At 64.3% G+C, this 15,757-nt stretch carries 13 protein-coding genes; 11 read left to right on the top strand and 2 right to left on the bottom strand.

Annotation, left to right across the window (positions count from 1 at the left end):
* The first annotated feature begins 14 nt into the window (after positions 1 to 14).
* From soxB to AC1D09_RS08985, 7 genes are all read left to right on the top strand, one after another.
* Complete coding sequence (gene soxB, locus AC1D09_RS08955; protein WP_477661647.1) at positions 15 to 1,733, top strand: thiosulfohydrolase SoxB; 1,719 nt, start codon at positions 15 to 17, stop codon at positions 1,731 to 1,733.
* Positions 1,734 to 1,977: 244 nt separating this feature from the next.
* Complete coding sequence (locus tag AC1D09_RS08960; RefSeq protein WP_477661648.1) at positions 1,978 to 4,866, top strand: 2-oxoglutarate dehydrogenase E1 component; 2,889 nt, start codon at positions 1,978 to 1,980, stop codon at positions 4,864 to 4,866.
* Between the two features lie 51 nt (positions 4,867 to 4,917).
* Complete coding sequence (gene odhB, locus AC1D09_RS08965) at positions 4,918 to 6,189, top strand: 2-oxoglutarate dehydrogenase complex dihydrolipoyllysine-residue succinyltransferase (protein ID WP_477661649.1); 1,272 nt, start codon at positions 4,918 to 4,920, stop codon at positions 6,187 to 6,189.
* A gap of 11 nt (positions 6,190 to 6,200) precedes the next feature.
* Positions 6,201 to 6,674: a hypothetical protein gene (locus AC1D09_RS08970; RefSeq protein WP_477661650.1), complete on the top strand. Its 474-nt coding sequence runs from the start codon at positions 6,201 to 6,203 to the stop codon at positions 6,672 to 6,674.
* Positions 6,675 to 6,679: 5 nt separating this feature from the next.
* On the top strand, positions 6,680 to 8,107 hold the full coding sequence (gene lpdA / locus AC1D09_RS08975; RefSeq protein WP_477701020.1) for a dihydrolipoyl dehydrogenase: 1,428 nt from the start codon (positions 6,680 to 6,682) through the stop codon (positions 8,105 to 8,107).
* A gap of 19 nt (positions 8,108 to 8,126) precedes the next feature.
* Positions 8,127 to 9,230, top strand: coding sequence for a cell division protein ZapE (zapE, locus tag AC1D09_RS08980; RefSeq protein WP_477661652.1), 1,104 nt, complete (start codon positions 8,127 to 8,129; stop codon positions 9,228 to 9,230).
* Positions 9,227 to 9,892: a hypothetical protein gene (locus tag AC1D09_RS08985; RefSeq protein WP_477661653.1), complete on the top strand. Its 666-nt coding sequence runs from the start codon at positions 9,227 to 9,229 to the stop codon at positions 9,890 to 9,892. Before zapE ends, AC1D09_RS08985 begins: the two co-directional genes overlap by 4 nt.
* On the opposite strand, the gene AC1D09_RS08990 is transcribed toward AC1D09_RS08985, so the two are convergent.
* Positions 9,878 to 10,666 (bottom strand): PP2C family protein-serine/threonine phosphatase, encoded by a 789-nt coding sequence (locus AC1D09_RS08990; protein ID WP_477661654.1) that lies wholly within the window; start codon positions 10,664 to 10,666, stop codon positions 9,878 to 9,880. The two genes, AC1D09_RS08985 and AC1D09_RS08990, sit on opposite strands and share 15 nt — an antisense overlap.
* 84 nt (positions 10,667 to 10,750) lie before the next feature.
* On the opposite strand from AC1D09_RS08990, the gene AC1D09_RS08995 reads away from it, so the two are divergent.
* A complete protein-coding gene (locus AC1D09_RS08995; protein WP_007871178.1) occupies positions 10,751 to 10,954 on the top strand; it encodes a DUF465 domain-containing protein in 204 nt (67 codons plus the stop codon).
* Entirely contained in the window at positions 10,954 to 12,960 is a 2,007-nt protein-coding gene (locus tag AC1D09_RS09000; protein ID WP_477661655.1) for an ATP-dependent DNA helicase, read from the top strand. Before AC1D09_RS08995 ends, AC1D09_RS09000 begins: the two co-directional genes overlap by 1 nt.
* On the opposite strand, the gene AC1D09_RS09005 is transcribed toward AC1D09_RS09000, so the two are convergent.
* Positions 12,923 to 13,747 (bottom strand): outer membrane protein assembly factor BamD, encoded by an 825-nt coding sequence (locus tag AC1D09_RS09005; protein ID WP_477661656.1) that lies wholly within the window; start codon positions 13,745 to 13,747, stop codon positions 12,923 to 12,925. The genes AC1D09_RS09000 and AC1D09_RS09005 overlap by 38 nt on opposite strands.
* A gap of 17 nt (positions 13,748 to 13,764) precedes the next feature.
* Here AC1D09_RS09005 and AC1D09_RS09010 point away from each other — a divergent pair, with 17 nt between their 5' ends.
* Entirely contained in the window at positions 13,765 to 14,799 is a 1,035-nt protein-coding gene (locus AC1D09_RS09010) for an RluA family pseudouridine synthase (protein ID WP_477661657.1), read from the top strand.
* A 122-nt stretch (positions 14,800 to 14,921) separates the two neighbouring features.
* The gene (scpB, locus tag AC1D09_RS09015; RefSeq protein ID WP_477661658.1) at positions 14,922 to 15,755 is read left to right on the top strand and encodes an SMC-Scp complex subunit ScpB; all 834 of its coding nucleotides are present in this window, start codon (positions 14,922 to 14,924) and stop codon (positions 15,753 to 15,755) included.
* Positions 15,756 to 15,757 lie beyond the last annotated feature (2 nt).

Here is a 15,757-nt window from a genome sequence, read left to right on the forward strand (position 1 = left end):
GGATGACCAACGCCATGAATCTCTCCCGCCGCGAATTCGCAAGTGTCATGGCGGCCGCCCTGGCCGCCGGTTTCCCCCTGCAGCGCGAGGCCGGCGCCGCCCAGGCGGCGGGCCTGTACGAGCTGCCGCGCAGCGGCAATGTGCACCTGCTGCACATGACCGACTGCCATGCCCAGCTGCTGCCGATTTATTTCCGCGAGCCCTCCGTCAACCTGGGCGTGGGCGCCATGCGCGGGCAGGCGCCGCACCTAGTGGGCGAGCACCTGCTCAAGGCGGCCGGCCTCAAGTCGGGCACGCCCCAGGCCCACGCGCTGACTTTCCTCGACTTTGAACGGGCCGCGCGCCAGTACGGCAAGGTGGGCGGCTTCGCCCATCTCGCCACCCTGGTCAAACAGCTCAAGGCCGGGCGCCCCGGCGCCTTGCTGCTCGACGGCGGTGACACCTGGCAGGGCAGCGCCACCGCGCTCTGGACGCAGGGTCAGGACATGGTGGACGCGGCCAAGCTGCTGGGCGTGGATGTGATGACCGGCCACTGGGACTTCACCTACGGCGAGGAGCGCATCAAAAAAATCGTCGAACAGGACTTCGCCAGCAAGGTCGATTTCATCGCGCAAAACGTCAAAACCAGCGACTTCGGCGACCCGGTATTCAAGCCCTACGTGATCAAGGAAATGAACGGCGTGCCGGTGGCCATCGTCGGCCAGGCCTTTCCCTATACGCCGATTGCCAACCCGGGCTGGCTCACGCCCAACTGGACCTTCGGCATCCGCGAAAGCGAGATGCAGGAGACCGTCAACGAGGCGCGCGCCAAGGGTGCCCAGGCCGTGGTGCTGCTGAGCCACAACGGCATGGACGTGGACCTCAAGATGGCTTCGCGCGTGAGCGGCATAGACGCGATCCTGGGCGGCCATACCCACGACGGCGTGCCGGTGCCCGTCATCGTTAAAAACCCGGGCGGCCAGACCATCGTGACCAACGCCGGCAGCAACGGCAAGTTCCTGGGGATGCTGGACCTTGAGGTCAAGGACGGCAAGGTGGCCGGCTTCAATTACCGGCTGTTGCCGGTGTTCGCCAATCTGTTGCCGGCCGACGCAGCCATGAACGAACTGATCGCGAAGGTGAGGGCGCCTTACAGCGCCAAACTCGGCGAAAAACTGGCAGTGACAGAAGGCACGCTCTACCGGCGCGGCAATTTCAACGGCAGCTTCGACCAGCTCATCCTCGATGCGCTCATGAAGGTGCGCGGCGCCGAGATCGCGTTCTCACCGGGATTCCGCTGGGGCACCTCGCTACTGCCCGGCCAGGCCATCACGCGCGAGCATGTGATGGACCAGACGGCCATCAGCTATCCCTGGACCACGCTGACCGATATGCGCGGCGACATGATCAAGACCATCCTGGAAGACGTGGGCGACAACCTGTTCAATCCCGACCCGTACTACCAGCAGGGCGGCGACATGGTGCGTGTGGGCGGCCTCACCTATACCTGCGAGCCCGGCGCCAAGATGGGCGAACGCATCCAGGACATGCGCCTGGGCGGCAAGCTCATTGAAGCCGGCAAGACTTACAAGGTGGCCGGCTGGGCGCCGGTGGCCGAAGCCAGCAAAAACGCCGGCCCGCCGGTCTGGGAGGTGGTGGAGAGCTACCTCAAGATGCAAAAAGTCATCAAACCCGTCAAGCCCAACACGCCAAAGCTGCGAGGCGTGGCGGGTGATCCGGGCCTTGCCGCCTGAGTTTTTGCCCCAATCTGTCAAACAGCTGTCAACGCCGGGCATGTGAAGGCTTGTAAAAGTCCATTCAAGATACGCATAACCACGGTCTTTCGGCTGTCACAGTTCGGTGGCACAATCTGGGGTGTTTCTGAAGGCCCTTCCTGCCACAGTCGCATCCGCTAATCGGTCCAGCCGTGTTGCGGAAGGTTAATCAACCAGCTTTAACCAGCTAATGTTTCCTTAAGGGAAACGGAGGTCAGCGGATATGAGTTCCAGCCCGACGGCATCGTCCGTCTATTCAGCCTATCAAGGCAATACCTACCTCTTCGGCGGCAATGCGCCCTATGTCGAAGAGATGTACGAAAACTACCTCGCCAACCCCGGCAGCGTGCCCGACAACTGGCGCGAGTATTTCGACGCACTCCAGCATGTTCCCGCCGTGGACGGCAGCAATGCCAAGGACGTTCCGCACCTGCCGGTCGTCAATGCCTTCGCCGAGCGCGCCAAGCAAGGCCAGACCAAGGTCGTGGTCGCCAGCGGCGCCGACTCCGAAATGGGCCGCAAGCGCACGGCCGTCCAGCAGCTGATCGCCGCCTACCGCAACGTCGGCGCACGCTGGGCCGACCTGGACCCCCTCAAGCGCGCCGAACGCGACAAGATTCCCGAACTGGAGCCCTCGTTCTACGGCTTCAGCGACGCCGACCAGGAAACCGTGTTCAACACCAGCAACACCTTCTTCGGCAAGGACACCATGAGCCTGCGCGAGCTCATGAACGCGCTGCGCGAAACCTATTGCGGCACGATTGGCGCGGAATACATGTACGCCACCGACCAGAACCACAAGCGCTGGTGGCAGCAAAAGCTCGAATCGATCCGCAGCAAACCCAATTTCGCCAAGGAAAAGAAGCTCCACATCCTGGATCGCCTGACGGCCGCTGAAGGCCTGGAGCGTTTCCTCCACACCAAGTACGTCGGCCAGAAGCGCTTCTCGCTGGAAGGCGGTGAAAGCTTCATCGCCAGCATGGATGAACTGATCCAGCAGGGCGGCATCAAGGGCGTGCAGGAAATCGTGATCGGCATGGCGCACCGCGGCCGCCTCAACGTGCTGGTCAACTCCCTGGGCAAGGTCCCGGCCGACCTGTTCGCCGAGTTCGACCATACCGCCCCTGAAGACCTGCCCAGCGGCGACGTCAAATACCACCAGGGCTTCAGCTCCGACGTGACCACCCCCGGCGGCCCGGTCCACCTGACCCTGGCCTTCAACCCCTCGCACCTGGAAATCGTCAACCCCGTGGTGGAAGGCTCGGTGCGCGCCCGCATGGACCGCCGTGCCGACCCGCAGGGCAAGCAGGTGCTGCCCGTGCTGGTGCACGGCGACGCCGCCTTCGCAGGGCAGGGCGTGGTCATGGAAACGCTGGCGCTGGCCGAAACCCGTGGCTACTTCACGGGCGGCACGGTGCACATCGTGATCAACAACCAGATCGGCTTCACCACCAGCGACCCGCGCGACAGCCGCTCGACGCTGTACTGCTCCGACGTCGTCAAGATGATCGAGGCACCGGTGCTGCACGTCAACGGCGACGATCCCGAAGCCGTCGTGCTGGCCACCCAGCTGGCGCTCGAATTCCGCATGGAGTTCCACAAGGATGTCGTGGTCGACATCATCTGCTTCCGCAAACTGGGCCACAACGAGCAGGACACCCCCGCGCTGACCCAGCCGCTGATGTACAAAAAGATCGCGCAGCACCCCGGCACGCGCAAGCTGTACGCCGACAAGCTGGCGGCCCAGGGCATGGGCGACACGCTGGGCGATGACCTGGTCAAGGCCACGCGCGCGGCGCTGGACGCCGGCAAGAGCACCTTCGACCCGGTGCTGACCAACTTCAAGAGCAAGTACGCGGTTGACTGGACCCCTTACCTCGGCAAGAAGTGGACCGACGCCGGCGACACCGCCATCCCCATGGCCGAGTGGAAGCGCCTGGCCGACAAGATCACCGCCATCCCGTCCACCGTGGCGCCGCACCAGCTGGTCAAGAAGGTGTACGACGACCGCGCCGCCATGGGCCGCGGCGACATTCCCGTGGACTGGGGCATGGGCGAGCACATGGCTTTCGCTTCGCTGGTGGCCAGCGGCTACCCGGTGCGCCTGTCCGGTGAAGACTGCGGCCGCGGCACCTTCACGCACCGCCATGCCGTGATCCACGACCAGAACCGTGAGAAGTTCGACACCGGCACCTATGTGCCGCTGCAGAACGTGGCCGACAACCAGGCCCCCTTCGTCGTCATCGACTCCATCCTGTCCGAAGAGGCGGTGCTGGCGTTTGAATACGGCTACGCCTCCAACGACCCCAACACGCTGGTGATCTGGGAAGCCCAGTTCGGCGACTTCGCCAACGGCGCGCAGGTCGTGATCGACCAGTTCATCGCCTCGGGCGAGGTGAAGTGGGGCCGCGTCAACGGCATCACGCTGATGCTGCCGCACGGCTACGAAGGCCAGGGCCCCGAGCACAGCTCGGCTCGCCTGGAGCGCTTCATGCAGTTGTCGGCCGACCTCAACATGCAGGTGGTGCAGCCCACCACGGCCAGCCAGATCTTCCACGTGCTGCGCCGCCAGATGGTGCGCAACCTGCGCAAGCCGCTGGTCATCATGACGCCCAAGTCGCTGCTGCGCAACAAGGACGCGACCTCGCCGCTGTCCGAGTTCACCAAGGGCGCTTTCCAGACCGTGATCCCCGAGAACAAGGAAGAGATCAACAAGAAGGCCGACAAGGTCAAGCGCATCATCGCCTGCTCGGGCAAGGTCTATTACGACCTGGCCAAGAAGCGCGAGGAAAAAGGCGCGGACGACACCGTCATCCTGCGCGTCGAGCAGCTCTATCCCTTCCCGCACAAGGCCTTCGCCACCGAGCTCAAGCGCTACCCGAACGCCACCGACATCGTGTGGTGCCAGGACGAGCCGCAAAACCAGGGTGCCTGGTTCTTCGTGCAGCACTACATCCACGAAAACATGCTTGATGGCCAGAAGCTGGGCTACTCAGGCCGTGCCGCCTCCGCGTCGCCGGCCGTGGGCTACTCGCACCTGCACCAGGAGCAGCAAAAGGCGCTGGTGGATGGCGCCTTCGGCAAGCTCAAGGGCTTTGTGCTGTCCAAGTAAGGCCGGCCACTTCACCATACAGAACACAAGAACGTACACGAAAGAAACAACATGGCTATCGTAGAAGTCAAAGTCCCCCAGCTGTCCGAGTCCGTGGCCGAGGCCACCATGCTGCAGTGGAAGAAAAAAGTCGGTGAAGCAATCGCCATCGATGAAATCCTGATCGAAATCGAAACCGACAAGGTCGTGCTCGAAGTGCCCGCGCCTTCGGCCGGCGTGCTGACCGAGCTGGTGGTTGCCGACGGCGGCACCGTGGTGTCCGACCAGGTGATCGCCAAAATTGACACCGAAGGCAAGGCGGGCGCTGGTGCACCCGCCGCTGCTGCGGCGGCCGCACCGGCTGCCGCGGCAGCTTCGGCCCCGGCTCCTGCCGCCGCTCCCGCAGCGGCGGGCGGTTCCATGGCCGGCGTTCCCATGCCCGCCGCCGCCAAGCTGATGGCCGACAACAACCTGGCCGCCGGCTCCGTGCCGGGCACCGGCAAGGACGGCCGCGTCACCAAGGGCGATGTCCTGGGCGCAACCGCCGGCGGCGCCAAGCCCGCCGCCGCCGCGATTCCCACGGGCGCGCCGACCACGGCCCTGCCGCAGGTCGCGGCTTCGGCCAAGCCCGCCGACCTGGGCGAGCGCCCCGAGCAGCGTGTGCCCATGAGCCGCCTGCGCGCGCGCATCGCCGAGCGCCTGCTGCAATCGCAAGCCACCAACGCCATCCTGACCACCTTCAACGAAGTCAACATGGCACCCGTCATGGAAATGCGCAAGCGCTTCCAGGAAAAGTTCGAAAAAGAACACGGCGTGAAGATCGGCTTCATGAGCTTCTTCGTCAAGGCGGCTGTGCATGCCCTGAAGAAATACCCCGTGCTCAACGCCTCGGTCGACGGCAATGACATCGTCTACCACGGTTATTTCGACATCGGTATCGCCGTCGGTTCGCCGCGCGGCCTGGTGGTGCCCATCCTGCGCAATGCCGACCAGATGAGCTTTGCCGACATCGAAAAGAAGATCGCCGAATACGGCGCCAAGGCGCGCGACGGCAAGCTGGGCATTGAGGAAATGAGCGGCGGCACCTTCTCGATCTCCAACGGCGGCGTCTTCGGCTCCATGCTGTCCACCCCCATCATCAACCCGCCCCAGTCGGCCATCCTGGGCGTGCATGCGACCAAGGACCGTGCCGTTGTGGAAAACGGCCAGATCGTGGTGCGCCCGATGAACTACCTCGCCATGAGCTACGACCACCGCATCGTGGACGGCCGCGAAGCCGTGCTGGGCCTGGTGGCCATGAAGGAAGCGCTGGAAGACCCCGCACGCCTGCTGTTCGACATCTAAGACTGTCGTCGATGCGCCGCCTCGTCGCCTGCCTGGCTTGCACCTTGAGTGTGGGCCTGGCTGCGGCCGCGGCGCCGGCCGGCGACAGCTGGAGCGGCCATTACGGGCTGCAGTGGCTCAGCGTTGCGCAGGCAGGGTCCCGGGTGGTACTGGCAAAAGCGCCGGATGCCGACCCCGGGAAGCTGGTTGAACAATACCAGTCGGACCTGGTCCGCTGGACCATTGCCGATATGCGGACCCCCACCGAGACCGTCACTCTGCGCCGCTTCCTGGCGGAGGAGTACGAGGGCTTTGGTTGGGCAGCGCTGCATGCCGCCGGCCGGATTGAATGCCTTGATGCCAGGCATCTGTTTGTCTGCAGGACCACGCCCGGTACGACCGTGAAAATCGGCCGCGATGGCCCCCAGCAAGAAAGCCTGCTGGCGAGCACCGGTGTATTTGGAATCGTCCTCCACGCGGGGGCGTTTGAACTCAAGAAGGAATAGAAAACATGTCTAAACAATTCGACGTCATCGTCATCGGCGGCGGCCCCGGCGGCTATATTGCCGCCATTCGCGCAGCGCAGCTGGGTTTTAACACCGCCTGCATCGACGAGTGGAAAAACGCCAAGGGCGGCCCCGCACTGGGCGGCACCTGCACCAACGTGGGCTGCATTCCCTCCAAGGCGTTGTTGCAGTCGTCTGAGCACTACGAGCAAGCCGGCCACCACTTCGCCGACCACGGCATCGAGGTCAAGGGCCTGGGCCTGGACGTCGCCAAGATGCTGGGCCGCAAGGACACCGTCGTCAAGCAGAACAACGACGGCATCGTCTATCTGTTCAAGAAGAACAAGGTCACCTTCTTCCACGGCCGCGGCTCCTTTGCCGCCGCCAAGGACGGCCTCTACGACATCAAGGTCACTGGCGCAGCTGAAGAAACCATCTCCGGCAAGCACATCATCGTAGCCACCGGTTCCAATGCCCGTGCATTGCCCGGCGCGCCGTTTGACGAGGAAAACATTCTCTCCAACGATGGCGCACTGCGCATTGGCGCGGTGCCCAAGAAGCTGGGCCTGATCGGCTCCGGCGTGATCGGCCTGGAAATGGGCTCGGTCTGGCGCCGCCTGGGCGCCGACGTGACGGTGCTCGAGGGCCTGCCGACCTTCCTGGGGGCGGTGGACCAGCAGATCGCCAAGGAAGCCCACAAGGCTTTCACCAAACAAGGCCTGAAGATCGAGCTCGGCGTCAAGGTCGGCGAGGTCAAGTCTTCCAAGAAAGGCGTGTCGGTCGCCTATGTGGATGCCAAGGGACAGGCGCAGACGCTGGAAGTCGACAAGCTGATCGTCTCCATCGGCCGCGTGGCCAACACCATTGGCCTGGCGCCTGAAGCCGTGGGCCTCAAGCTCGACGAGCGCGGCGCGGTGGTGGTCGATGATGCCTGCAAAACCAACCTGCCCAATGTCTGGGCCATCGGCGACGTGGTGCGCGGCCCCATGCTGGCGCACAAGGCCGAGGAAGAGGGCGTTGCGGTGGCCGAGCGCATTGCCGGCCAGCACGGCCACGTCAACTTCAACACCATTCCCTGGGTGATCTACACGAATCCCGAGATCGCCTGGGTGGGCCAGACGGAAGAGCAGCTCAAGGCTGCCGGCCGCGCCTACAAGGCCGGCACCTTCCCCTTCATGGCCAACGGCCGCGCGCGGGCGCTGGGCGACACCACCGGCATGGTCAAGATGCTGGCCGACGCCGCCACGGACGAAATCCTGGGCGTGCACATCGTCGGGCCTTTCGCCAGCGAGCTGATCGCCGAATGCGTGGTGGCCATGGAGTTCCGCGCCAGCAGCGAGGACATCGCGCGCATCTGCCACGCGCACCCCTCGCTCAGCGAGGCGACCAAGGAAGCCGCGCTGGCGGTGGACAAGCGCACGTTGAACTTCTGATCTGGTCGGGCACGGGTCCGTGGCTCAACCGGTACGCGCGGCGTATGACGCCGAACTGGCGGCGCGGGGTTATGTCAGCGACCCCGCGCAGCTGCGCGCCGTCGAGGCGCTGGAACGCTGCGCCTCTGAATGGGCGGATTTCAAGGAGCAGCGCTCCAACGCCTTCAAGAAGCTGATCAACCGGCCCGACATTCCGCGCGGTGTCTACATGTACGGCGGGGTAGGGCGCGGCAAAAGCTTTTTGATGGACTGCTTTTTCGGGGCCGTTCCGTTGCGCCGGAAGGTCCGGCTGCATTTTCACGAGTTCATGCGCGAGGTGCACCGTGAACTGCAGGACCTGCAGGGCACGGCCAACCCGCTCGACGAGCTGGGCCGGCGCATTGCCAAGCGCTATCGGCTGATCTGCTTTGATGAGTTCCACGTGGCCGACATCACCGACGCCATGATTCTTCATCGCCTGCTCTCGGCCCTGTTCGAGAACGGCGTGGGCTTTGTCACCACCTCCAACTTCCACCCGGACGAGCTCTATCCCAACGGCATGCACCGGGACCGCGTGCTGCCGGCCATTGAGCTGCTCAAGGCCAACCTGGAGGTCCTCAGCGTCGACAACGGCACCGACTACCGCAGGCGTACCCTGGAGCAGGCCAGGCTCTATCACACGCCGCTGGGGCCCCAGGCCGATGCCGAAATGACGGCAACTTTCAACGCGCTGGCGGAGTCCCAGGATGAAAACCCGGTGCTACAGATCGAGTCCAGGCAGATCCAGGCCAGGCGCAAGGCGGGCGGGGTGGTGTGGTTCGACTTCAAGACGCTGTGCGGCGGGCCGCGTTCGCAGAACGACTACCTGGAGATCGCGACCCAGTTCCATACCGTGCTCTTGAGTGACGTGCCTTACATGCCCTTACGTATGGCCTCCGAAGCCAGGCGTTTTACTTGGCTGGTGGATGTGCTGTATGACCGGCGGGTCAAACTCATCATGTCGGCAGAAGTCGCTCCCGAGGCGTTGTACACCGAGGGCCCACTGGTGCACGAGTTCCCCCGCACCGTCTCCCGGCTCAATGAAATGCAGTCCAAGGAATTTCTGGCGCTTGACCGCCGCAACGTGGATACCACCCTCACATGAAAAAATTCGCCGCCGCATGCTTTCTCGCCACCCTGGGCGTGCTTGCGAGCGCGCAACCCGCGGCGCAACAGCCGGCCGCGCCCGCCGAGGCCCCCCGTAGCATCGATGCCGAGCGCGCCAGGATCAGCGCGGAACGCGCCCGGCTGGAGGCGGGTTTCCTGGCCGAAGACGCCGAGTGCTATAAAAAATTCGCCGTCAACAGCTGCCTGGGCAAGGTCAACGAACGCCGCCGCGAAGTGATGGGCGACCTGCGCCGCCAGGAAATCCTGCTCAATGATGAAGAGCGGCGCAACCGCGGCGCCGAGCAGATCCGCAAGACCGAGGAAAAGGCTTCACCCGAAAACCAGCAGGAAGCCGCCGACCGCCGGGCCAAAGCCGCAGCCGACTACCAGTCACGCCTGGAGCGGGAAAAGAAAAAGAACGAGGACCGTGCCGCCGCCAAGGCCGGTGAGCAGGGCAACAGCGATGCCAGCGCCGCCAGGCTCAAGGGCAGCCAGGACAAATCCCAGGCCAGAGTCGGCAAACAGGCCACGGCGGCGGAAGAAGCAAAAAAATACAACGACCGCGTGAAAGAAGCGCAGGAGCGCAAGGCCCAGCATGAAAGCGACCGGCTCAAGCAGACCAAGCCGCCGGCCAAGTCCCTGCCTTTACCCCAGGACTAAGCGGGGCGGTGGCTCAGGCGCCAGGGGTTCGAGCTTGACGATCACCAGCGAGAGGTTGTCGCCGCCGCCGCGCGCACGCGAGCGGGCTTTCTGGATCAGGAACTCGGTGGCTTCGCGCGGTGACAGCATGGACAGGGCGGAGCCCATTTCGCTGGCGCTGAAATAGTGCCAGACGCCGTCGCTGCAGGCCAGCAGCACGTCTTCCGGGCGCAGCTGGGGGATGAAGTGATGCGTGATGGGTGGAGCGTCTTCAGTGCCCAGGCAGCCCATCAGGATGTTGGACTGGGGATGGACATTGGCTTCCTCCTCGGTGATCTCGCCCTTGTCGACCAGCGTCTGCACGTAGGAATGGTCCACCGTCCGGTGCACCAGTTTGCTGCCCTGGTAGTGGTAGATGCGGGAGTCGCCGGTGTGCACCCAGTGGCAGTCGCCGCCCGGATTGATCAGGAAGGCCGCCAGCGTGCTGTGGGGTTCCTGTTCGGCCGAGATCGCCGTGAGCTTGATCACGATGTGCGCTTCCTCGACGATCTGTTTGAGCATGGCGGGGGCGTCGTCGGTCTCCGGCGCGTAGCGGTCAAAGAGCTGCTTGGCGGTCAGCATGACCTGGTCGGAAGCCTTGCGTCCGCCGCTGCGGCCCCCCATGCCGTCAGCCACGATGCCCAGCATGCAGCCGGGAATCCGCGAGTGGCTGAACAGGTTGACCTGGTCTTGCTGGTAGTCCCGATCCCCTTTATGGATACCGGTGGAAGCTGTGATTCGATAACCTTTGGACATTGTGTGGTCGTTCGGGCGCGAGGCTCGATTTATGGTCGCAATCGACGTATTATCAAGCGAAGCGGCGCGTACGGATAAAAAACCTTGGACTTAAATTTACATTCCCCGGAACGGCAGCTGATTGAACTCAGGATGGAGCATGCGGACCTCAACGCGCTGGTGGACATCGCGGCGCACACCATGCCCATCGACGAACTGCTGCTCAGGCGCCTTAAAAAACGGCGCCTGCAGCTGCGTGACCAGATCGCTCAACTCGAGTTGTCGCTGGACCCCCCCGAGCCCGCCTGATGACGCTTGCGCTTGAAGTCGAAGAGGCTTTTGCGCCCGGCGGCGTGCTGTCGCGGGCGGCCGAGCACTTCACGCCGCGCAGCGGGCAGACCGAGATGGCCCTGGCCGTGGCCCGCGCCATTGAGGGCGCCTACCCCCTGGTGGTCGAAGCCAGCACTGGCGTGGGTAAAACTTTTTCCTACCTGGTCCCGGCGCTGTTGAGCGGCGAGCGCGTGCTGCTATCGACCGCGACCAAGGCCTTGCAGGACCAGCTGTTCGGCCGCGACCTGCCGCGCCTGGTCGAGGCGCTGGGGCTTCCCGTCAGCACGGCCTTGCTCAAGGGGCGGGCCAGCTACCTGTGCCTGCACCGCATGGAGATGGCCCGCCAGGAGGCCTACCTGCCCGACGGTGTTTCCGTGCGCGCCCTGGCCAGGATTGAAGAATGGTCCAAGGTGACGCGCACCGGCGACCTGGCCGAGCTGCCGGGGCTGGACGAACGCTCCCCCATGATCCCGTTGGTGACCTCCACGCGCGAAAATTGCCTGGGTGCCCCATGCCCGCGTTTTCGGGCCTGCCACGTGAACCTGGCCCGCAGGGAAGCCATGGCGGCCGACGTGGTGGTGATCAACCACCACCTGTTTTTCGCCGACCTGGCGGTGCGTGAATCCGGCGTGGCCGAGCTGCTGCCTTCGGTGCGCATCGCCATCTTCGATGAGGCGCACCAGCTCAACGAAACCGGCGTGCAGTTCCTGGGCGCCAACCTGACCACCGGCCAGCTGCTGGATTTCGCCAGGGACATGCTGGCCACCGGCCTGCAACTGGCGCGCGGCCTGGTCGATTGGCAGGAGGTGGTGTCCGCCGTCGAGCATGCCGCGCGCGAGCTGCGCCTGTGCGCCGGCAAGCAATACCCCGGAACCAAGCTCAGGTGGGTGGACGAATCCCCCGAGGGCCTGGATGCGGACGAATGGAACGGCGCTTTGCAGGCCGTTCACGCCTCCTGCGAGCAGGCCTGCGCGGCCCTGGATACGGTCAGTGAAATCGCCCCCGACTTTGTTCGCTTGCATGAGCGTGCTACGGAACTGGCCGAACGCGCCCGGCGTTTTGTCCATGCTTGTGAGCCGGGCTGCGTGCGCTGGGCCGACGTGGGCACCCAGCTGCGGCTGGTTGAGTCGCCGCTGGATATTTCCAAGGCCGTCAAAAGCAAGGTGCTGGGTGCGGGCAATGGCACCGATAAAACCTGGGTGTTCACCTCGGCCACGCTGGGTGACGACGACAAGCTCAGCTGGTTCACTCAGCCTTGCGGGCTGGAGGAGGCCGAGGTTTTGCGCGTCGGCAGCCCTTTTGACTATGAACGCCAGGCGGCGCTCTACGTGCCGCCGGCCTTTCCCAAGCCGGGCGATCCCGCCCACACGGTGAAGGTGGCCGAGTCCGCCGCCAGGTGGTCGCGGCACCTGGGCGGCCGCACCATGGTACTGACCACCACGCTGCGGGCCTTGCGCACCATTGGCGACGCGCTCAGGGAGGCTTTCCGGGAGTCTTCCGACATGGAGGTGCTGGTGCAGGGTGCCATGCCCAAGCGCGTGCTGATAGAGCGCTTTCGCGATGGCAACGCCAACGGCGGCAAGGGCTGCGTGCTGGTGGCGTCAGCCTCGTTCTGGGAGGGCATAGACGTGCCAGGCGACGCGCTGCAACTGGTCATCATCGACAAGCTGCCTTTTCCGCCGCCCAATGACCCGCTGGCTGAGGCCCGCTCCAAACTGCTGGAGTCACAGGGGCGCAGCGCGTTCAATGATTATTTTCTGCCCGAGGCGGCTGTGGCGCTCAAGCAGGGCGCCGGCCGGCTGATACGCCGTGAAACCGACGAGGGCGTGCTGGTGGTGTGCGACAGCCGCCTGGCCTCCATGGGCTACGGCAAGCGCTTGCTGAGGGCGCTGCCGCCCATGCGGCGCCTGGCGTCAGAGCAGGAGCTGACGGACAGGCTGGAGGCCCTTACCAGAACTTGTACCAGGGATTGTCTGCAGCCTTGAAGCCTTTGGTGAGGTAGGGGCTCTGCGGATAGTTCTTTTCCATGATGCGGCGGGTGTCGTCGCGCAGCTCGGCCATGCCCAGGGCATCATAGGATTTGTAGAGGATGTAGACGGCTTCTTCCAGTGCGGGCACGTCGCGGTAGTCGGCGATCGCGGTCTGCGCGCGGTTGATGGCAGCCACATAGGCGCCGCGGGAATAGTAGTAGCGCGCCACATGCACTTCCGATTGCGCCAGCGAGTTCACGATATAGCTCATGCGCAGGCGGGCATCGGGCGTGTACTTGGATTCGGGGAAGCGGGTTACCAGCTCCCGGAATGATTCAAACGATTCCTTGGCGGCCTTCTGGTCGCGTTCGGACAGGTCCTGGCGCGAGATGAAACCGAAAATGCCCAGGTTGTCGTTGAAATTGACCAGGCCCTTGAGGTAGAGCGCATAGTCGAAAGCGGGGCTGGCGGGATGCAGCTTCATGAAGCGGTCCAGCGTCGCGATGGCCTGGGCCTGCTCGCCGCCCTTGTACTGGGCATAGGCTTTTTCAAGCTGGGCCTGCTGGGCCAGCGGGGTGCCCGCCGCGCGGCCTTCGAGCTTTTCATACAGGGGAATCGCCTTGTCGTAGGCGCCCGAGCTCGCTTCGTCCTTGGCTTCGGCGTAGATCTTGTTGGGGCTCCAGGTGGCCGTCTTGTCGGGAGCCGGTGTGCTGGAGCAGCCGGCGATCACGAAGGACAGGGCGCAAACGGCTGCAAGAAGCGGCATTGCATTGGGAACAACCGATAATTTGGTGGAAAACATTGCAATCGACCTTCTTGATGACTGATTCAGAACAAAGCAAATTGATTATATCGGCCGCTGCTGCGCCCGAAAGCGTCCTGGACGAGGCCCAGGAGGAGGGGGACACGGCGGCCGAGATGGAATTGCGGCAGGTGACGGTTCCCGCCGAGAGCCACGGCAGCCGGCTTGACCGCGCTTTGGCCGCCATTGTGCCCGAGTTCTCGCGCACTTATCTGCAGCAATTGATTGAGGGCGGCATGGTGAAGCTGGCCGGTGCGCCGGCGACCAAGGCCTCGGCCAAAGTCAAGGCCGGGGATGAACTCCTGATCGAGTTGCGCCCCACGCCGCAAAGCCAGGCTTTCAAGCCCGAGGCCATGGCACTGGACATCGTGTTTGAAGACGCTCACCTGATGGTCGTCAACAAACCGGCGGGGCTGGTGGTGCACCCCGCACCGGGCAACTGGAGCGCAACCCTGCTCAACGGCCTGCTGGCGCATGACTCCCAGGCCGTGTTCCTGCCGCGCGCCGGCATCGTCCACCGCCTCGACAAGGACACCAGCGGCCTGATGGTGGTCGCGCGCCAGCGAACGGTGATGGACCAGCTGGTCGGCCTGATCGCCGCCCGCGAGGTAAGCCGGGAGTATGTGGCCCTGGCCCACGGCGCCTGGCAGGGCGCAAAGACCCGCCAGGTCGACGCCCCCATAGGCCGGGACCCGCGCAACCGGCTGCGCATGGCGGTGGTGGACCTGGAGAAAAACGCCGGCAAGACGGCCTCCACGGTGGTGTCGCTGCTGCAGAGCACCGGCAAGCACTGCCTCGTCAAGTGCAAATTGCATACCGGGCGCACCCACCAGATCCGGGTCCACATGGCGCTTCTGGGCCATCCGCTGGTGTCCGACGAGCTTTATGGCGGGGCACTCGCCGGGGGCCTGGGCCGTCAGGGCCTTCACGCCTGGCGCCTGGCCTTCAACCATCCCGTCACGGGCAAGGCCATGGAGTTCCGGGCCGAGCCGCCGGCCGACCTTCAGGCCGCCATAGCCGGTTTGGGCCTGATATACAATCAAATTCAGTAGTCTCCAGCTACCTGCACCATGGCTCCTGACCAGGAGATTGCGCATGGATGCATGCGCGAACAAGCGCCGAACCTACGTTTTCCCGGCCTTTTTTTCCGCCCTTTTTCGGAACGACCACAATCATGAATACGACGGATGCAAAGCGCGTCCTCGAAACAGCACTTATTTGCGCGCAGCAACCGCTGCCATTGCGTGAAATGGGTGTGCTGTTCAACGGGGTACTGACTGCCGACAGCCTCAAGCTGGTACTTGAAGAATTGCAGAACGACTGGTCGGGCCGTGGCGTGGAACTGGTGCACGTCGCGACAGGCTGGCGCTTTCAAAGCCGGCCCCAGATGCGCGAGTACCTGGACCGGCTGCACCCGGAAAAACCCCCGCGCTACAGCCGTGCAACGCTGGAAACGCTGGCCATCATCGCCTACCGCCAACCCGTGACGCGCGGCGACATGGAAGACATTCGCGGCGTGACGATCAACAGCATGATCCTCAAGCAGCTGGAGGATCGCGGCTGGGTCGAGGTCATAGGCCATCGCGAGACCGTCGGGCGGCCCGCGCTGTACGCGACCACCCGGCAATTCCTGGACGACCTGGGGGTGGAATCGCTGGACCAGCTTCCGGTCATGGAAAGCAACGCCTCAACGCCGGCCGCCATGCTTGAGCAGATCGAGTTCGGCATGGCCGGACTGGCGGACGGCGAGGCGCAACTCGAAGGCCTGGAGCTTGCCGTGCAGGCGCAGGATGCCGACCTTGTGGAGGGGCCAGCCGGCGTGAGCGAATCCCCGGAACCGGACGCCGTGGGCGAAGCCCATGAGCCGGCTGGCGATGCCGAGGCGGCTGACATTGAAATGCCCGAACCCGTGGAAGCGGCTACCGAGGCCTTGCAGCCGCAGGCCCATGGTGATGGCGATGCCGAGGCTTCCGGGCAGGATGACGTCGATTTCCCCGTACGAATGTAAAA

This window comes from Polaromonas sp. P1_A2 (assembly GCF_056406895.1).

Coding starts and splice junctions, on each gene's coding strand:
- soxB (WP_477661647.1), top strand. CDS start 15: ATGAATCTCTCCCGCCGCGAATTCGCAAGTGTCATGGCGGCCGCCCTG.
- AC1D09_RS08960 (WP_477661648.1), top strand. CDS start 1,978: ATGAGTTCCAGCCCGACGGCATCGTCCGTCTATTCAGCCTATCAAGGC.
- odhB (WP_477661649.1), top strand. CDS start 4,918: ATGGCTATCGTAGAAGTCAAAGTCCCCCAGCTGTCCGAGTCCGTGGCC.
- AC1D09_RS08970 (WP_477661650.1), top strand. CDS start 6,201: ATGCGCCGCCTCGTCGCCTGCCTGGCTTGCACCTTGAGTGTGGGCCTG.
- lpdA (WP_477701020.1), top strand. CDS start 6,680: ATGTCTAAACAATTCGACGTCATCGTCATCGGCGGCGGCCCCGGCGGC.
- AC1D09_RS08985 (WP_477661653.1), top strand. CDS start 9,227: ATGAAAAAATTCGCCGCCGCATGCTTTCTCGCCACCCTGGGCGTGCTT.
- AC1D09_RS08990 (WP_477661654.1), bottom strand. CDS start 10,666: ATGTCCAAAGGTTATCGAATCACAGCTTCCACCGGTATCCATAAAGGG.
- AC1D09_RS09000 (WP_477661655.1), top strand. CDS start 10,954: ATGACGCTTGCGCTTGAAGTCGAAGAGGCTTTTGCGCCCGGCGGCGTG.
- AC1D09_RS09005 (WP_477661656.1), bottom strand. CDS start 13,747: ATGTTTTCCACCAAATTATCGGTTGTTCCCAATGCAATGCCGCTTCTT.
- AC1D09_RS09010 (WP_477661657.1), top strand. CDS start 13,765: ATGACTGATTCAGAACAAAGCAAATTGATTATATCGGCCGCTGCTGCG.
- scpB (WP_477661658.1), top strand. CDS start 14,922: ATGAATACGACGGATGCAAAGCGCGTCCTCGAAACAGCACTTATTTGC.